Genomic DNA, 18,293 nt, shown 5'->3' with positions numbered 1-18,293 from the left:
TTGTTCTTCGGTACGTATTTTGTACAGTAGTTATTGTCCTCTGGTTAAAATGAGACCCTTGGTATGAAAACAACGCTGGCTGTTGCGATGGTATGTGTTGTGGCCCTGCTTTCTATTTCTACGCCTAGTATGGCGAAAAATGTCCGAATTTCTGATGAGCAGATCAAAGAACAGATCATTCAGGAATCTATTTCGTCTTATTCTGGTCATTGTCCTTGCCCTTATAATTCAGCACGTAATGGCAGCAAGTGTGGTAAGCGTAGCGCATGGAGTCGGGCAGGAGGATATTCGCCAATCTGTTACAAAGACGAAGTGACTCGGAAAATGATTGACGATTGGAGAATGAAAAACGGAAAGAGATAGTATTCGACAGGGAAATAAAAATAGCGAAATAATAATCTTCTTGCTAAGAATATAATTACGCTTTTTCTGTGACAGAAATATTAAATTTTTATTTCAGTATGGACATTGCTTGCTGGCTGTCATAGCTTACTATTTTACCCCATGAGAAAGGTAATAAAATGAGTGAGATATCTAGCCTGTCCCTGAAGATTTCCCCAGAGCTGAAAGAAAAAATCAAAGCGGCTGCCCTGGAAAATGAAGTATCTATCAGTGCAGAAGTCAGCGCCCGATTGCTGAGAAGCTTTGATGAAAGCCACCAGACCTCTGAGTTGTCTTCTGAATTAGTGGACAGTCAGGGTACAGAAGAAGTTGGAGCAGAAGCGCCGTTGACGCAAAAAGAGCTAAAGAAAGTCCGGGAATTGCTGAAAGGCAAATCCAAAGCAGCTTCCAAGAAAAAGTAATACAGAAATGTGACGTTGAATCTCTGATTGATTCAAAAAGTAAATAATAAAATTAAATCACCCAGAGGTCTTGATAAAAAGACCTCTGGGTGCGTTTCTTTGCTCAAAGTATCCTGCCTGTAATGCTGCTAGTATAGAAAGTGAAAATCACGTGAAAGTATACTATTGCAACCTATTCGTCTAATCCCATATATATCCACTCTCCACGATCGCCATAATATAAACTCAGGTTGTGTTTATTTAATTTTATAATGAATTGTTACCTTTTGTTTTTGAATTTGTTGTTACATCTTAAATGCAATATTTTTCCTTCCTGAAAAAACATATATCTTATAAATAGATAGATTATAAAAAAATGATCGATTTAATAGATATTAATGCCATAAGTTAGAAAATATAAAGATTATCTACAAAAGGCCGATACCACCTTCGGCGTAAGGAAGGCGTGTTCTGGTTTTTTATTCACCCTTGTCGCTGCTATTTAACCCTAATTTTAGTGGCGGTAATGCTCCTGGGTTTTATCGAGCATATGGGAATGTAAAAAATCAGCTATGGACGAGAGCGTGCGGTGAAAGATGAGGGGTAAAGGATGACGTTTTTCCACTGCCGGTATGTGCAGGTGTCTTGTACCGAGCGCCGTATCTGGCTAGACCCATTCGACCGCGCTGTGATGGATGTGGTTCGATGAGCATGTCTATCTACATATTGTTTATGTTTCTCACCAGGGCATATAAATAATCTGTCCAGAGATGTGTATTTTTTGTTATGAAAAAGAGTATTGGAGCCATCTGTATTTATTAAATAAATATTAATTTTTTAATTATATATTTTTATACAGATAGAGAAAATTAATTAAGGAGATGTTAATGAGTTTGTCCAACTGGCGTATAGGATATCGATTAGGGGCGGGATTTTCTTTTCTGGTATTAATGCTTTTGGTAATTGGTAGTGTTGCAATTTCAAAGCTAAGTGACTTTCACGAAAAAATGGATGAGATTGTTTCGCAAAATTACCCACTCACCGTCAAAAGTAACAAGCTCATTGATGAGCTGAATAATTACCTCAATAATCAGCAACTGCTGTTACTCCTTAAATCAGAAAGTGAAATTAACAAACAGTTGGCGCTGAACAAAGAGCGTTCAGGAACGATATCTGAACTCATGGAGTACTTGAACCAATCGGTAAGCGACGATAAATCCGTTGCGATACTGCGTGATATTAGCGATATCCGACGCGATTTCCTTGGTTCAGCGAACAAACTCTCTGCACTGGTCTCAGCAGGTAACACCGACGCGGCTGCCGAAGAGTACTTCAATGTCACGCGTGTTACTCAGGCAAAATACACCAGCAAGGTTCATGAATTCATCGATATACAGGATGATAAAATGGCATCCTCAGCGCAAGAAGTAGGGGACAGCTATAAAAATGCGCTGATGGTCCTCGCTACGATCATTATCATCAGTGCGCTGGCTGGATTAATTATTGCTTCATTGATTACCCGTAGCGTAACTCAGCCGCTACAGGAAGCACTGGGTGTTGCCGAAAATGTCGCGAAAGGCGATCTGACCTCTGAAATTTATACCGATCGTAAAGATGAAACCGGTCAGCTGTTATCCGCCTTGAATAATATGAACAGCAGCTTAAGGCAGATTGTCAGCCAGGTGCGTGATGGGGCAGAAACGATCTCTAGTGCCGCATCGCAAATTGCTGCGGGGAACCAGGATTTATCTGCCCGAACGGAAGAACAGGCAAGCTCGCTGGAAGAAACGGCGTCATCAATGGAACAATTGACGTCGACAATAAGAAATACTGCCGATAACACGACGCAGGCGACAGACCTTGCGGCCAGTACGTCGGCAACGGTGAAGAAAAGCGGTGCCATGATGGAAACAGTAACGCAGGAAATGCGTGGTATTCGTGATTCGTCACAGCGTATGGCGGAAATTATCGGCGTGATTGATGGCATTGCATTCCAAACTAACATTCTGGCGCTGAATGCGGCTGTCGAAGCGGCGCGAGCGGGTGAACAGGGCAGAGGGTTTGCTGTTGTCGCCAGTGAGGTACGTGCGCTGGCTCAGCGAAGCGCTACGGCGGCAAAAGAAATCAAAGAGCTTATCGATGACTCGTTCAAGAAAGTGCAGGACGGCATGGGGCTGGTAGAAGAAACCGGCATCACGATGAACTCATTGGTGACGAATGTGCAGGGCGTAACGGGACTCATCAGCGAAATTGCGCAGGCCAGCCGTGAGCAAAGTGATGGAATTAACCAGATCAATCTGGCCGTTGGGCAGATTGATACGACAACCCAGCAAAACGCCGCGCTGGTTGAAGAATCTGCCGCCGCTGCGCTCTCTTTGCAGGATCAAGCCAATAGCCTCGCGCGTACGGTCAGCGTATTCAATCTTGGTGCATCGTACAAAAGTGCGACATTAAATAGAAAAGCAGAAACGCCCGCGCTGGCTGCCCCTAAAAATGGTCGTACAGAAAAAACAGCAGCCAAAGGTGAGTTAGCGGATTGGACCACGTTCTAACGTTTTGTCGTTAAACGGTATTGCTGATTGACCGCCATTGTGTGCACGCGTTGTGTAACACAATGGCGGTTTTTTATTGCCGTGTCGGGCAATGATGACAGGACGGAAATCAGCTTTTAGCGATAGTTTGCTTAGGATGATTCATATACCACCGAACAACATCAATGAGCAGGAAGATGAGCAGGCTGATCCCCATGACGGGCAAGCTCACTGCCAGCAGCAGCGTAATAAGCGCAATCAACACACGCTGAAAGAGCGGAACCCTTAACAATGCCGCCGTCAGCGTGTTGAACGGATTAGCGTCATGGCGAGATTTTGGACGACGTATCCACCACATCCGATAACCCCACACAATCATCGTACAGAGCCCAAGACCAAATGCCGCGAGGATAAGTTGGTTTGGTAAACCGAATAACACGCCCATATGTGCATCCACTCCCCAGCGGGTGAGCTTGGCGGCAAGCGGGAAGGTGTTGAAATCAGTTTTGTCGATAATCTCCAGCGTATCTGGGTTAACCGACACGGCATCAACCTGCGTTGGCCAGGAACGATCGATCTCACTGACGGTCCAGGCACGGTGCGGCTTGGTGGCAGGGCGGATTTCGATTTTATTGGCATCAATCCCAGCATTGCGCGCGGCAGCCAGCACTTCATCAAATAACGCGGGTGAAGCGGCTTCGACATTCTCCATTGGCATCGACGCATGGTGCTCTGCATGTTCATCCGTAGTCATCGCCATATCGTGACCGTGCATCATGTCGTGATGAGACATCGGTGTGGGCAACTGTGTGTTCACCGATGGGGTCTGCCACCCTAGTGCGGTACGCGCGACAGAAATATTGCTTCCCGCCCATTGCGACCAGGTTAACCCCGTTACGGAGAAAAAGAGCAAACCAAGCACAAGAGTCAGCCCCATTGTGGCGTGCCAGTGGCGCAGACGCTGCGTCTTTGCTGTTGTCGTCTGGCTATTCTTCAATCTCCGCCGTTTGGTCGCTGAAGACAGATGTCGAGTTGACCACCAGATAACCATGCCGCCCAGTGCTGCGACCCACAGCCAGGATGCTGCCAGCTCGCTGTAATTACGCCCGACATCGCCTAACAGCAGCCCGCGGTGCAGGTAATCAAGCCAGATACGGAATGGCAGAATGCCGCTGGTGCCGTAAACAATCTCACTGCCACGATTTTCCAGCGAAACCGGATCGATGAAAACAGCGCGGCTTTCCGATGTCCCCAATTCCGGCAAGGTAAACATGACGCGGGTGGTTTCTCCGGCTACCGGTGCAGGACGTACCGCAAGCAGTTTTGCATCCTGACGGTGAGCGAGCCCCACCTGTGCAGCATGGATTTGCTCAGACAGAGAATGTGGCGAGCCCTGACTCTCGGTGAAAAGCTGGTGTGAATACAGCCGGTTTTCAATCTGCGGTGTCAGGACATACAGCGTCCCTGTCAGAGCCGCGACGAAAATAAAAGGACCGACAAAAATACCGATATAGAAATGAAGCCGGATGAACAGGGCAACGATCGCAGCACGTGGCGATACGTTATCCATCGCGTGTTTATCCGACGCCGTTTCTCCGGCTGGGCGTGAGCCGGAGGCAGCAGTGGCTGATGCCTGATTAGGGTGTGACATAGACTCCTCTGAAATCACTTAGCAAAAAATCATCAAACGCCACACCTGAAAGGGTATAGCGCGGTGCGTTATAAATGTACATGAGCATGATGATGCGTGATTCAGAAAGGTGGGGCGCGGACTACAGGAGAAGCATAACGCTCAGGAAGGACAATGCGGGAAAGAAAATGAATAACCAATGCTTCCGATAAAGACGCAGCCAGTATGGGATTGGGGGTACCTGTTGCGAACAGCGCTGGCGTATACGAAAAGAGTACGCAGTAACCGCAAGCAGCATGGTCCATCATCATGGATGGCGACGAGGGAGAATGGTGTGATTGTGTTGCGTGATGCCCGGACATCTGATGTCCGGTAGGATTATGGTGCGGTTCGGTTATACTGCTGCTGTGGCTGGCGGACGCTGCTGTATCATCTGCGTCGGCCATATGTGCAGTTGTACGAGTATATGCAGTCGATCTATGCGTGTTTGTACCATTTTCATGAGCATGGGCCCCATGAAGCACCAGTGTTTGTGAAATCACTGGGGCGATGAAGATGGTCAAAATAGCGAAGATGCCGACCCAGGCTGGGAAACTTCGCCGTCGTAGTACGGACAAAAGCATAGCAGTCTTAATTCAACAATACCGGGTTCAGCCAAGGAGTGTACTTTACTTGTCCCTGCATTGTTACACAAATGTTTATACTCGGCATACTGCCAGTGACATGTGAAGTGCTGTTGCTATCCGTTCCGATTTCTATCAATGACACGTCAGGAAATTGCACGGGCGTAAACGGAATAATCCTACGCCCGCGCAGGGCGATATTCGCTATAGTCCGTGGCTGTTTTCCATTTTGACAACCCGGTTTATCATGCTTTAGCGTTCTCGTTGTTTAAACGCTGACCTATTATGATGAACAATATCTTTATCAAGTTGTCGGAAAGCTAACTTATCCATTAATATGGATTTTAGTTGATTGAAGCACACGAACAGGGGGAGCTGTGCTGGATAATAAATTTGGGTTTAAACAGCGGGTTGCTAGCCTTCGCTGGCTGTCCGCCGCCGTTATGCTGTCAGTAAGCACAGTGCCAGCTTGGGCATTCTCTATTGATGATGTAGCACAGCAGGCCGAAAAGCTGGCTGAAAAGGGTTTTGAAGCGCCGAAAAGTAATCTTCCTGCGCAATTCCGTGATATGAAATTTGCGGACTACCAGCAAATTCGTTTCAATAACGACAAATCATACTGGAATAATGTACAGACGCCTTTCAAACTTCAGTTTTACCATCAGGGCATGTATTTCGATACCCCGGTGAAAATTAATGAAGTGACGGCGACAACGGTTGATGAGATTAAATATTCTCCTGAGTATTTTGATTTTGGCTCCGTCAATCACGATCCTGAAACGGTTAAAAATCTCGGCTTTGCCGGTTTTAAAGTTCTCTATCCGATCAATAAAGCCGATAAGAACGATGAAATTGTCAGTATGCTGGGTGCCAGCTATTTCCGTGTGGTCGGTAAAGGCCAGATTTATGGCTTATCGGCGCGTGGTTTGGCGATCGATACGGCGTTGCCTTCTGGTGAAGAATTCCCGCGTTTCCGTGAGTTCTGGATTGAACGTCCAAAACCAAATGATAAACACCTGGTGATTTATGCGCTGTTGGATTCGCCACGTGCCGCAGGGGCTTACCGTTTTACCGTTTATCCGGGGCGTGACAGCGTCGTAGACGTTCAGGCTAAAGTGTTCATGCGTGACAAAGTGGGCAAGCTGGGTATCGCTCCGCTGACCAGTATGTATCTGTTTGGCCCGAACCAGCCGTCGCCAACGCTGAACTACCGTCCGGCGCTGAACGATTCTAACGGTCTGTCAATTCATGCCGGTAATGGCGAATGGATTTGGCGTCCGCTGAACAATCCTAAACACCTGTCCGTGAGCACCTATGCGGTAGAAAATCCGAAAGGGTTTGGTCTGTTGCAGCGTGGCCGTGATTTCGCCGCCTACGAAGATCTTGATGACCGTTACGATCTGCGTCCAAGTGGCTGGGTTGAGCCGAAAGGCGAGTGGGGCAAAGGAAAAGTTGAACTGGTTGAAATCCCTACCGCGGATGAAACCAACGACAATATCGTTGCCTTCTGGACACCGGATGTGTTGCCAGAAACGGGCAAACCGCTGGATATTAAATATCGTCTGCACTTTACGCGCGACGAAGATCAACTGCATTCCCCGAACATTGCCTATGTTCAACAGACTCGCCGTTCTGCCGGTGATGTTAAACAATCTAACCTGATCCGCCAGCCTGACGGTACGATCGCTTACATTGTGGATTTTGTTGGACCGAATTTAAAAGAGTTGGATGAGAACGCTCCAGTAGCCTCTCAGGTCAGCATTGGCGACAACGGCGAGATTGTAGAAAATAATGTTCGCTATAACCCGGTAACTCATGGCTGGCGTCTGACGCTGCGTTTGCGTGTGAAGGATGCGAAACAGCCGACTGAAATGAGAGCTGCGTTGGTTAATGGCGAAACGACATTGACTGAAACCTGGAGCAATCAGCTGCCTGCTAATGAATAAGTCAACTTCTTCTCTCGATTATATTGAGAAACTACCTCTGCCTGCTCCGCAGGCAGAGGTTCTTCGCGAAAAATTACCGCAAGCGGCCTGGAACGATCAGGCCGTTTTGCATCAGACGTTGTCTGAAGGTAGCCAGTCTGCAGGCAGCCAGGTCAATGTTCAGGCAGAAGACGATGCTGCGCTGCATTCCGTGCAGGCTCGTCTTGAAATGGCCTGGGCTGATGGTCTGGACAACGGTAAGCAGCTCGGCACAGATAGAGAAGGGCGGACGGCATTAAAAGCGATGCCCGTCATCACACGCGCCTCTATGTTTCCTGATGTCTGGCGGACGAACCCACTGATTCGCTGGTGGGAAAGTCTGCTGGGCCGTACCGCGCCGCCTCGTCCTCATTACAGCCCGGAAGAGAAAATTTCCGAAAACCGCTGGCGTCTGGTGGGGACAATCCGCCGCTATATTCTGCTGGTGTTGACGTTGTTCCAGACGGCGATCGCCACCTGGTACATGAAAACCATCCTTCCTTATCAGGGGTGGGCGCTGATCGATCCGTTTGAAATGGCGGGTCAGCCGTGGACGCGCTCGGTGATGCAGTTGCTGCCTTATGTGTTGCAAAGCGGCATACTCGTTCTCTTCGCGGTGCTGTTCTGTTGGGTGTCGGCCGGGTTCTGGACCGCGCTGATGGGGTTCCTGCAATTGCTGATTGGTCGAGATAAATACAGTATCTCTTCCACGACAGTGGGTAACGAGGCGCTGAATCCCGAGCATCGCACGGCGTTAATCATGCCGATTTGTAACGAAGACGTAGAACGCGTGTTTGCGGGATTACGTGCGACGTATGAATCGGTTGAAGCGACGGGCAACCTTGAGCATTTTGATATTTACGTCCTGAGCGACAGTAACGATCCCGATATCTGCGTAGCAGAGCAAAAAGCCTGGATGGAGCTGTGCCGTGATGTTGGTGGAGCAGGGCGTATCTTCTATCGTCGTCGTCGTCGTCGCGTCAAACGTAAGAGCGGTAATATCGATGATTTCTGCCGCCGTTGGGGTAACCAGTACAGCTACATGGTGATTCTGGACGCCGATAGCGTGATGAGCGGCGAATGTCTGACGTCTCTGGTCAGACTGATGGAAGCAAATCCGAACGCCGGTATTATCCAGTCCTCGCCGAAAGCATCGGGCATGGATACGTTATATGCACGCTGCCAGCAGTTTGCCACGCGTGTCTATGGGCCGCTGTTCACCGCGGGCCTGCATTTTTGGCAACTGGGTGAGTCGCACTACTGGGGACATAACGCCATTATCCGCGTTAAACCGTTCATCGAGCACTGTGCTTTGGCACCGCTGCCGGGTGAAGGTTCGTTCGCTGGTGCGATTCTGTCTCACGACTTCGTTGAAGCTGCGCTGATGCGCCGTGCTGGCTGGGGCGTATGGATTGCATACGACCTACCGGGAAGCTATGAAGAGCTGCCGCCTAACCTATTGGATGAACTGAAACGTGACCGCCGCTGGTGCCATGGTAACCTGATGAATTTCCGGTTGTTCCTGGTTAAAGGTATGCATCCGGTTCACCGTGCTGTTTTCCTTACCGGTGTGATGTCTTATCTGTCTGCACCGCTGTGGTTTATGTTTCTGGTGCTCTCTACAGCCTTACAGGTTGTGCATACGCTGATGGAACCACAGTACTTCTTGCAGCCCCGGCAGCTGTTCCCCGTCTGGCCACAGTGGCGGCCGGAACTGGCTATCGCGCTCTTCTCGACGACATTGGTCTTGCTATTCTTGCCAAAACTGTTGAGCGTGATTCTGGTGTGGGCGAAAGGGGCAAAAGAGTACGGCGGCGCTGTCCGGGTATTCCTTTCTCTGCTGCTGGAAATGCTGTTCTCGGTTCTGCTGGCTCCGGTTCGAATGCTGTTCCACACGGTATTTGTTGTCAGTGCGTTTCTCGGCTGGTCGGTGCAGTGGAATTCTCCACAGCGTGATGACGATGCGACCCCGTGGAGTGAGGCGTTTGTGCGCCACGGTTCTCAGTTGATTCTGGGTCTGGTCTGGGCGATTGGCATGGCATGGCTGGATCTACGCTTCCTGTGGTGGCTGGCTCCGATTGTCTTCTCGCTGATTTTGTCGCCGTTCGTTTCGGTTTATTCGAGCCGCGCGTCATTAGGGCTGGGTTGTAAGCGTGCCAAGCTGTTGATGATACCGGAAGAGTTTAATCCGCCGCGCGAACTGGTCGCTACGGATGAATATTGCCGATTGAACCACCAGCGTAGACTCGATAATGGATTTATGCAGGCTGTCTTTGATCCGTCAATTAACTCCCTTGCCAGTGCAATGGCGACGGCGCGCCATCGCTTCAGCCGAGCGATTGAAGACGTACGTGAGCAGAATGTGCGTGATGCCTTGAATCGCAAGCCGGAAGAGGTGAGCAATAACCAGCGCCTGGCGTTGCTTAGCGATCCTGTGACGATCTCGCGCCTGCACTACCATGTGTGGCAAAAGCCGGAAACGTATGCTGCGTGGGTTGAGTCTTACCAGAAACTTCCCGCACCTCATATCAAAAACTAGCTGCTTGTAGTGTAGAAAATGAGTGGTGTGAAAGATACAGCAACGGCAATCAATGCCGTTGCTTTTTTTCGTCTGTCATAAGGTGTCGTAGCGCCTGAAACTACAGGAGTGCATTCGTTAATAAAGGGACGGTTCGCCTTCCGGACGCGTTTTAAAACGGCGATGCAGCCACATGTATTGATCCAGTGCGAGCAGAATGTTCTGTTCAACCACGTTGTTCATCCAAGCGGCAGTCGTAGTTTCATTATCTACAGGTGCATCCTGTTCCGCTGGCTGGATCAGTAGTTCATAGCCTTTGCCGTCAGGCAGTCGGCGAGGCACAAAAGGGATGACTGCCGGGCGTGCCGTTTTTATCAGCATGTAGCTACCGCGGGTTGTCGCTGCTTTCTCTACGGCAAACAGAGGTGCGAATACGCTACTGCGTGGGCCATAATCATGATCTGGGGCATACCAGATAATGTCGCCCTGCTTGAGAGCGCGAATCATGCCCTTCAGATCTTTTCGGTCCAGCATGGATTTATTAGACCGCATTCTTCCCCACGTCTGTAACCAGTCAATCAGCTTGTTATCATTCGGACGATAGACGCCGATCCCCGGATTGTACATGCCAAAAACTCGCGCACCGAGTTCCAATGTTAAAAAATGCAGCCCGATGAGCAGTACCCCTTGCTTCCGTTCGTTCTCAGGAAGGATGTGTTCAACGCCTGTCACCGTAAACCAGCGCTCAATACGCCAATTCGGCCAAAACCAGGCCATGCCTGTTTCAACTACGCCCATGCCGACAGATTCGAAATTCTTCCTGACTAACACATCACGCTCAGCCTGTGGCATGTCGGGGAAACACAGCTCAAGGTTGCGGGCGGCGATCTTGACGCGCTTTGGTAGCAGGCGCATAGCCAGATAGCCGAGAGCGGTACCGATACGATGAATAACGGGGTAAGGAAGCAAAACGATAAGGTACAGGATGCCGATGCCCAACCAGGTGAGCCAGTAGCGCGGATGTAGCAATGAACGATTAAAAGAAGGGATTTGTGTCATGATCTCAGTATCAATATTTTGGTGCTGGTCAGCACGCGAACCGTTAAAAAGAACGAGTTAATGGTCAACTGCAAGATAGATTATTGCGGTGCTTTGCCAATAAAACAAATTACCGTTGTGTTATTGACTGATTTTTATGCAAAAAGCGGACTTGATCGTACCATCTTCAGAGAATGAGTTTTAACCTTTGTTGGCATACCGCGTGGCGAGAGGGGGAAGCGGCGACCCAGATAGGATCGCCAGGCACATCGTATTCATCGTTACTGTTTGAAAATACCTCTGGCGTAGCGTGGTTCACTACGCCAGTACTGTGCAGGGGCGGAGACCTGCGCGCCTAGTCTAGCCGCCGCATGCCACGGCCAGCGAGGATCGAAGAGTATCGCGCGAGCCAGCCCGATAGCGTCTGCCTCACCGGTTGCAACGATCGCTTCTGCCTGTTCCGGTTCGGTTATTAATCCAACGGCGATGGTCGTAATACCCACCTCTTGCTTAATTCGCTGCGCATAGGGCACCTGATAATTCGGCGCAGGATGAATCTGTTGCAACGGCGATAGCCCGCCGCTGGAGACATGGATGAAATCACAGCCCAATTCGTGCAGCGCTTTACTGAGCTGTACGGACTGTTCCAGATCCCAACCGCCTTCCACACCATCTGTTGCAGAAATGCGTACGCCGACGGCTTTATGTTCAGGGAAAACGTCGCGTATCGCACGGTAAATTTCAATGACCAGACGCATCCGATTTTGAAGCGATCCGCCGTAGCCGTCCGTGCGCTGGTTTGTCAGCGGTGAGAGGAACTGGTGCAATAAATAGCCGTGGGCAGCATGAATCTCTATCAGATCAAAGCCCAGACGATCCGCACGTTTAGCGGAGTCAACGAACGAGTCAATTAGCGCACGGATTTGCAGTTCTGACATGGCCTGCGGTGGCACATCACTGTCATTATAAGGAACAGCCGATGGTGCAATAGTTTGCCAACCGCCCTGTTCCGGGCGCAGAAATGCTCGCCCGCTCCACGGCACGCCTGTTGATGCTTTGCGACCCGCGTGCCCGAGCTGTATGCCGAGAGGAATGGCAGAATAGGTTTTGACTGCGTGAACCGCACCAGCAAGAGCCTGTTCCGTCGCGTCATCCCACAAACCAAGGTCGTGAGGGGAAATCCGCCCTTCTGGTGAAACAGCGGTCGCCTCAATAATAAGTAGCCCAGCGCCAGAATGTGACAGATTACCTAAATGCATGGTATGCCAGGCTGTCGCCTTGCCGTCCTCCGCTGAATACTGACACATGGGGGCAATGATGATTCGGTTGGGCAGTTCGAGCTTACCCAGCGATACCGGGGAGAAAAGCTGACTCATAATGATAGATCCTTCGATAATGATACTTCATGAAAGCGAAAATGAATCCAAGAGGTCATGGGTTTACGGTAGATCACTCTTTCTCGTTACGCTATTCATTTCATGCCCTGACAGCCTCAGCGCTATCAGGTATGATGCCGGGCGATTCAGTATGTCGAGCTATAGCTTGATGATGAACGCCACATGCTAACCTCAATGAAGACAGGAACGTACACCATGCCAGTGTTACATAACCGAATTTCTAATGAGGAACTGAAGGCGCGTATGCTTGCGGAAACCGAGCCGCGTACCACAGTTTCCTTCTATAAATATTTTGCGATTGACGATCCAAAAGCCTTTCGCGATCGTCTGTATATTCAGCTTGAGCAATATAAGGTCTTCGGACGCATCTATATTGCCACTGAAGGGATTAACGCCCAAATCAGCGTACCTAATAATCAGTTCGATGCGTTTAAAACCGCATTGTTCAGTGCACATCCGGCACTCGATCAGATTCGCTTAAACATCGCTTTGGAAGATGACGGAAAATCGTTCTGGGTATTGCGTATGAAAGTACGCGAACGGATTGTTGCCGATGGCATTGACGATCCTACTTTTAACCCTGCGAATGTCGGGCAATACCTGAAAGCCGATCAGGTCAATGCGATGGCTGACGATCCTGATACCGTATTTGTCGATATGCGTAATCATTACGAATACGAAGTCGGACATTTCGAGAATGCGCTGGAAGTGCCGTCGGATACCTTTCGTGAGCAGCTACCGATGGCGGTTGAAATGCTGGACGAGGTGCGTGATAAAAATATTGTCATGTACTGTACGGGCGGTATTCGCTGCGAAAAGGCCAGTGCCTACATGCTGCATCACGGCTTTAAAAACGTGTATCACGTCGAGGGCGGTATTATTGAGTATACGCGTCAGGCTAAAGCCCAAGGCTTACCGCTGAAGTTTATCGGTAAGAATTTCGTGTTTGATGAACGGATGGGAGAGCGTATCTCTGATGACGTCATCGCGCATTGCCACCAGTGCGGCGCGTCGTGTGATAGTCACACTAACTGCCGTAATGAAGGGTGTCACCTTCTGTTTATCCAATGTCCGAGCTGCGCCGCAAAATACGAAGGCTGTTGCAGTACGCAGTGTCAGGATGAGATGAAGCTTCCGCTGGAAGAACAAAGGGCGATACGCAGCGGGCGTGAGAATGGAATGAAGATTTTCAATAAATCCAAAGGATTATTGCAGTCAACGTTGCGCATTCCTGCCCCTGCAGCGAAAGACAAGGCTGAATAGCGAACGGCTCATCGTGCAATAAAAAGCCCTTTCCAATGGAAAGGGCTGTGACGTGTTGATGCGTGGTGCTGCCTTATTTCTGGCGAACGCCTTCAACGGCAATAATCAGTTCTACATCCTGTGAAGCTGGACCCAAATCGGTCGTAATGTTGAAGTCTTTCAGCTTGATAGTGCCTTCGGCTTGGAATCCTGCACGATAGTTACCCCACGGGTCATCACCCTGACCGATGAGTTTGGCATCCAGCTTAACGGGCTTGGTGACGCCATTTAAGGTCAGGTTGCCGGTAATATCGTAATCCTCACCGTCTTTCTTCACTTCAGTGGACGTAAACGTTGCCTGTGGATGCTTGGTAACGTTTAAAAATTCTGCACTGCGAAGGTGCTTGTCACGTTCAGCGTGGTTGGTATCAACGCTGTTGGTGTTGATAGTGACATTCACTTTATCCGCTGATGGGTTTTTCTCATCAAAGGTAAAAGAGCCATCGAAGTCGTTAAAGCTGCCGTAAAGCCAGCTATAACCGAGGTGTTTAATGCGGAATTCGATAAACGCGTGCTGGCCTTCTTTATCGAACTTGTATTCTGCCGCCAGTGCAGAACCGGCAGAGGCAAGCATGGATACTGCGGTCAGGCTCAGTAGTGTTTTCTTCAGCATTGGTATTTCTCCATAAATCCAGAAAGTTAAGGAACGTTGCGACCCAACATCCGTTTCAACGTGTTATCACCATCGATAAAGTGGTGTTTTAATGCGGCTAAACCGTGCAGCGCTGATAAGGCAACCACCGCCCATGCAAGATAAAGATGCACGTCGCCTGCTATATCGGCCTGATCCGTCAAGCCGCTGACAATGGCCGGAACAGAAAACCAGCCAAAAACTGAGATAGAATGCCCTTCGGCAGTGGAAATGAGATATCCACTAATGAGAATGGCGAAAAGAATGACATAAAGTGCAATATGAGCCAGCGTCGCGCTGATGCGGGTTAATGTGGAGTAGCTTTTCAACGGCGGAGGCGGTGGGGAGATAAAACGCCATACCACGCGAAAGAGTAAGATGGCAAAGAACAGCACGCCAATGGCTTTGTGAATCTCTGGGGCTCGGTGATACCAAATATTGTAGTACCCTAATGTGACCATCCACAGCCCTAAAGCGAACATGCCATAAACGGTTAACGCTGCAATCCAGTGCAAAAGAATGCTGATATGGCCATAACGAGAAGAGGTATTACGCCAAAGCATGGTGATAACTCCTTATCAGATCGGTAACGCAGTCAATTCGGCGAAATTTAACAGGAAGAAACATAAAATCAATATAAACTTTAAAATCGTAACATTATCATAAGCATGAACAATTTTTTTGAATTTAAATTCATAATTTATTCAGTTTGGTTATGGAAGTTCTTTACTGGAAATAGATATTTCTAATGCCTGTTTTCAGGCGAAAGATGAATAAAGACTGTAGTGAGATAAATTAATTGCACTGGAAAACGGCTCTATTAGTTGAATAATGATATAGCGGGTGATTATTAGTATCAGGGCGGTGATAGTATAAAAAAGATAGGCACGACTTCATTTATTGATGGATATAAAAAGAAATGAGAATAGCCCTAAAATAACAACACCGCGCTATTGGCGGTGTTGTTATTATTTAAGAAACTTAATGGGTATTGAATATAATATTAATAACGTTATCAATTACTAATGTTTTCGATAATCACTGGCGTCACAGTCTGTTGATTCGATTTTTGCAATACCGGCTTCGAGTATGTGTATCAGTTGCCTTGCAACATCGGTTGTTAGCCAAAGCGTCCGGTCGACATGTGCTTCATCTGGTGCCTGGTCCGAGGTGGATAAGTAGTGCAAACGGATCATCATGGCGTCATAACTGTCAACGGTGCTGATGTCCCAACCTACAAGAGGATGTGTCTGAATAACTTCATTTTTTCTATCCATAAATACCCCTTATTGACTAGTTACTAACATGAGTGACTAATGAGGCTTCAGGTAGTTCATTTTTTTAAATGAACATTATCAGTATACTGCTGCTTATTTAATTTATGGGAAATATTTTCAATTTTTCGTAAAAAATATTACACAGGCAGGTATGGCTAAGGGATGCGTCAGATGAAATATCGGGACGAATAGACTTTCATCCCGAAGGTGTTGTTAACAGAGATGGCAGAGCATTATTCCACGCCAAACCCTGCATTTTTCTCCAATGCGGCAGCAAGTCGGGCAAGGTATTTTTTCATCGCTGGATCCCGATTCTCATTTTGAGATTCGAGTGCCAGATTGTGAATCATCAGCTTGTTTGCTTTCTCATCAAGGCAGAATGCCAGGGACGAAAAGGCAAGTTCCAGAGCGTCGATCTTGCGTTGTTGCTCGCCAATCAGCTCCAGCAGTTCCCCGAATGTCATTGCCTCTTCTGGTTTTTCTACCGTCATAACTGATACCCTCGGTCATAGCACATGGCGAAACGCCGCTTTAAGCTGTCATTACAGCCTATATCTTCGTTATTTTTCAAGCTTTAGATTACTCTGCGGTAAACCAGTCGTCGGCGCTTTCCCACGTTTCCTGCAAGATTTCAGAGATACGATCTTTGTCCTCTTTGCCAGCCCCCATGACTGTCAGATTATTTGCAGACGCATAACGCACCTGAATGGGGGTATCGGGATAAATTTTGTGAATACGCTTTTCCAGTTCATGCCTGAGTGCTTCGACTGCACCAGCGGGTAAAGGCGTTGTCTTTGCAAGAGTGATTTCTACGCGCATGCTGACCTCCAAATTTTAAACTGTTTATTTATACAGTTATTGCAAGTGGAGAACAAGACGCGCAATAAAATTTAGCCCATCGGCACAATGCGGATGGGCTTGTCGGTTAACGGACTGACCAGTTGAGGCTTTGTCCGGCGAGGAAGGGGATTAGCGACTCGTCGCCGAGAGCGATTTCTTCAGGGAACGTGACGGTTTCACGATGAAGCTCAATCCAGCTGTCGTTCACCGGCAGGCCATAAAAACGTGGGCCATTCAGGGAGCAGAATGCTTCGAGTTTATCCAGCGCGTTCATTTCTTCAAAAACGGTGGCATATGTACTTAATGCGGCCTGAGCATTGAACACACCGGCACAGCCGCAGCTGGACTCTTTTCTGTGTTTTGCATGCGGCGCGGAATCAGTGCCGAGGAAAAGCCGGTCACAGCCGCTAGCGACGGCTTCACGTAGCGCCTGCTGATGCGTATTGCGTTTTAAGATTGGCAGGCAATATAGGTGAGGGCGAACGCCACCAACCAGCATATGGTTACGGTTAAACATCAGATGCTGCGGTGTAATGGTTGCGGCGAGATAATCATTACCTTCAACAACATACTGCGCGGCTTCTTTCGTCGTAATGTGCTCGAGGACGACTTTCAGCTCAGGGAACTGTTGGCGTAATGGTTCCAGCACCGTTTCGATGAAGCGTGCTTCTCGATCGAAAATATCGACGGCAGAGTCGGTCACTTCGCCGTGGATGAGTAACGGCATGCCAATTTTCTGCATTTGTTCCAGAATGCCGGAGATATTGGCGACGCTGGTGACCCCATGGCTGGAGTTTGTTGTGGCATTGGCGGGATAGAGCTTGGCTGCGGTAAAGACGCCTTGCTCAAAACCACTCACGACTTCGTTGACATCAAGTGCATCGGTTAGGTAGCACGTCATCAGCGGATGAAAATCATCACCCTGTGGGACAGCGGCTAAAATGCGCTGACGATACGCTATTGCGCTGGCTACGCTGGTAATCGGCGGCGTCAGGTTAGGCATAACAATCGCACGGCCAAAGAAACGGCTGGTATAGGGGAGAACGGTTTCCAGCATCCGATCGTCACGCAGGTGAATGTGCCAATCGTCAGGGCGACGGATTTTAAGAATAGTGGGCTGTGCGGTCATGGAATTGCGCTCCGGCGGTCAGTAGAAAAACAGCATCTTTCGGTTGGTTTTGGGACTGATACGGCGGGGGATAAGGATAAGCGCAAAGCCATTTGAATGCATCCGTTTGTTGATGAATGCTTGAAATTAACCGTAGATTGGCATCTGATAGCATTATCTTTTCATTGATAAATAAGGGATGTATATGGAAATTCGTATTGTCGCTACCATTCAGGCAAAAGCAGAGTTCGTTGCAGATGTTACCGCAACGCTGAAACGCGTGGTGGCACCTAGCCGACAGGAAGCAGGTAATGTGCAGTATGATCTGCATGAAGTCGTGGATAAACCCGGTTCGTTTGTGTTTTTCGAACGCTGGAAAGATCGAGATGCGCTGGCATCACATGAGCAGAGCGATCACTTCAAAAATCTGCTGGCGGAGCTGGATGGCAAAACGGACAGTGTAGATATCAAGCTATTGAATCTTTTAGGCTAACAAAACGCTATTCATAAAAAAACCCACGCAATTGCGTAACACCGATCGGTTAAGCAAAATGATCGGTTGAACGATCCGGCGGGTAGACGACAATAGCCTCATCAATTCTCTGATGGGGCTTTTTTATGCTTTCGACCTGGCTTGACGAGACGCAGACCT

General features: G+C 48.6%; 17 protein-coding genes. 7 read left to right on the top strand and 10 right to left on the bottom strand.

Annotated elements, in window-relative coordinates; translation table 11 throughout:
• Positions 1–63 precede the first annotated feature (63 nt).
• The 3 genes from Q3A88_RS15930 to Q3A88_RS15920 all read left to right on the top strand — a co-directional run bounded on the left by Q3A88_RS15930 (position 64) and on the right by Q3A88_RS15920 (position 3,334).
• Positions 64–363, top strand: a complete 300-nt coding sequence (locus tag Q3A88_RS15930; protein ID WP_110164169.1) for a hypothetical protein — start codon at positions 64–66, stop codon at positions 361–363.
• 158 nt (positions 364–521) lie between these two features.
• Positions 522–803, top strand: coding sequence for a hypothetical protein (locus tag Q3A88_RS15925; protein WP_014915856.1), 282 nt, complete (start codon positions 522–524; stop codon positions 801–803).
• An 866-nt stretch (positions 804–1,669) separates the two neighbouring features.
• Positions 1,670–3,334, top strand: coding sequence for a methyl-accepting chemotaxis protein (locus tag Q3A88_RS15920; RefSeq protein ID WP_110164170.1), 1,665 nt, complete (start codon positions 1,670–1,672; stop codon positions 3,332–3,334).
• 109 nt (positions 3,335–3,443) lie between these two features.
• Here Q3A88_RS15920 and Q3A88_RS15915 read toward each other — a convergent pair whose 3' ends face one another.
• Both Q3A88_RS15915 and Q3A88_RS15910 read right to left on the bottom strand, forming a co-directional pair.
• Positions 3,444–4,964, bottom strand: a complete 1,521-nt coding sequence (locus tag Q3A88_RS15915) for a PepSY-associated TM helix domain-containing protein (protein ID WP_317178270.1) — start codon at positions 4,962–4,964, stop codon at positions 3,444–3,446.
• Positions 4,965–5,065: 101 nt separating this feature from the next.
• Positions 5,066–5,566 (bottom strand): DUF2946 domain-containing protein, encoded by a 501-nt coding sequence (locus Q3A88_RS15910; RefSeq protein WP_317178269.1) that lies wholly within the window; start codon positions 5,564–5,566, stop codon positions 5,066–5,068.
• Between the two features lie 443 nt (positions 5,567–6,009).
• On the opposite strand from Q3A88_RS15910, the gene Q3A88_RS15905 reads away from it, so the two are divergent.
• Both Q3A88_RS15905 and mdoH read left to right on the top strand, forming a co-directional pair.
• On the top strand, positions 6,010–7,512 hold the full coding sequence (locus Q3A88_RS15905; protein WP_317178283.1) for a glucan biosynthesis protein G: 1,503 nt from the start codon (positions 6,010–6,012) through the stop codon (positions 7,510–7,512).
• Positions 7,505–10,069 (top strand): glucans biosynthesis glucosyltransferase MdoH, encoded by a 2,565-nt coding sequence (gene mdoH, locus Q3A88_RS15900; protein WP_317178268.1) that lies wholly within the window; start codon positions 7,505–7,507, stop codon positions 10,067–10,069. The genes Q3A88_RS15905 and mdoH overlap by 8 nt, the downstream gene beginning before the upstream one ends.
• A gap of 117 nt (positions 10,070–10,186) precedes the next feature.
• Here mdoH and Q3A88_RS15895 read toward each other — a convergent pair whose 3' ends face one another.
• Together Q3A88_RS15895 and Q3A88_RS15890 are read right to left on the bottom strand one after the other, a co-directional pair.
• Positions 10,187–11,107: a Kdo(2)-lipid IV(A) acyltransferase gene (locus Q3A88_RS15895; RefSeq protein WP_317178267.1), complete on the bottom strand. Its 921-nt coding sequence runs from the start codon at positions 11,105–11,107 to the stop codon at positions 10,187–10,189.
• 260 nt (positions 11,108–11,367) lie between these two features.
• A complete protein-coding gene (locus Q3A88_RS15890; RefSeq protein ID WP_317178266.1) occupies positions 11,368–12,462 on the bottom strand; it encodes an NADH:flavin oxidoreductase/NADH oxidase in 1,095 nt (364 codons plus the stop codon).
• A 216-nt stretch (positions 12,463–12,678) separates the two neighbouring features.
• Between Q3A88_RS15890 and Q3A88_RS15885 the strand changes: the two genes are divergently transcribed.
• Complete coding sequence (locus tag Q3A88_RS15885; RefSeq protein ID WP_317178265.1) at positions 12,679–13,746, top strand: rhodanese-related sulfurtransferase; 1,068 nt, start codon at positions 12,679–12,681, stop codon at positions 13,744–13,746.
• A gap of 73 nt (positions 13,747–13,819) precedes the next feature.
• Here Q3A88_RS15885 and Q3A88_RS15880 read toward each other — a convergent pair whose 3' ends face one another.
• From Q3A88_RS15880 to pyrC, 6 genes are all read right to left on the bottom strand, one after another.
• On the bottom strand, positions 13,820–14,395 hold the full coding sequence (locus Q3A88_RS15880; RefSeq protein WP_317178282.1) for a YceI family protein: 576 nt from the start codon (positions 14,393–14,395) through the stop codon (positions 13,820–13,822).
• Positions 14,396–14,424: 29 nt separating this feature from the next.
• On the bottom strand, positions 14,425–14,979 hold the full coding sequence (locus Q3A88_RS15875) for a cytochrome b (protein ID WP_317178264.1): 555 nt from the start codon (positions 14,977–14,979) through the stop codon (positions 14,425–14,427).
• Positions 14,980–15,438: 459 nt separating this feature from the next.
• Positions 15,439–15,693, bottom strand: coding sequence for a biofilm formation regulator BssS (bssS, locus tag Q3A88_RS15870; protein ID WP_010276127.1), 255 nt, complete (start codon positions 15,691–15,693; stop codon positions 15,439–15,441).
• Between the two features lie 233 nt (positions 15,694–15,926).
• Positions 15,927–16,184, bottom strand: a complete 258-nt coding sequence (locus Q3A88_RS15865; protein WP_010297192.1) for a hypothetical protein — start codon at positions 16,182–16,184, stop codon at positions 15,927–15,929.
• Between the two features lie 88 nt (positions 16,185–16,272).
• On the bottom strand, positions 16,273–16,512 hold the full coding sequence (gene dinI, locus Q3A88_RS15860; RefSeq protein WP_010276133.1) for a DNA damage-inducible protein I: 240 nt from the start codon (positions 16,510–16,512) through the stop codon (positions 16,273–16,275).
• 106 nt (positions 16,513–16,618) lie between these two features.
• Positions 16,619–17,662 (bottom strand): dihydroorotase, encoded by a 1,044-nt coding sequence (gene pyrC / locus Q3A88_RS15855; protein WP_119873012.1) that lies wholly within the window; start codon positions 17,660–17,662, stop codon positions 16,619–16,621.
• 184 nt (positions 17,663–17,846) lie between these two features.
• On the opposite strand from pyrC, the gene Q3A88_RS15850 reads away from it, so the two are divergent.
• A complete protein-coding gene (locus Q3A88_RS15850) occupies positions 17,847–18,134 on the top strand; it encodes a putative quinol monooxygenase (protein WP_039464669.1) in 288 nt (95 codons plus the stop codon).
• Positions 18,135–18,293: the final 159 nt, after the last annotated feature.

It is taken from the genome of Pectobacterium sp. HCp5_1, assembly GCF_032905925.1.
Taxonomy (GTDB): Bacteria; Pseudomonadota; Gammaproteobacteria; order Enterobacterales; family Enterobacteriaceae; genus Pectobacterium; species Pectobacterium brasiliense_A.
This window is presented reverse-complemented; position numbering and strand designations above follow the sequence as displayed.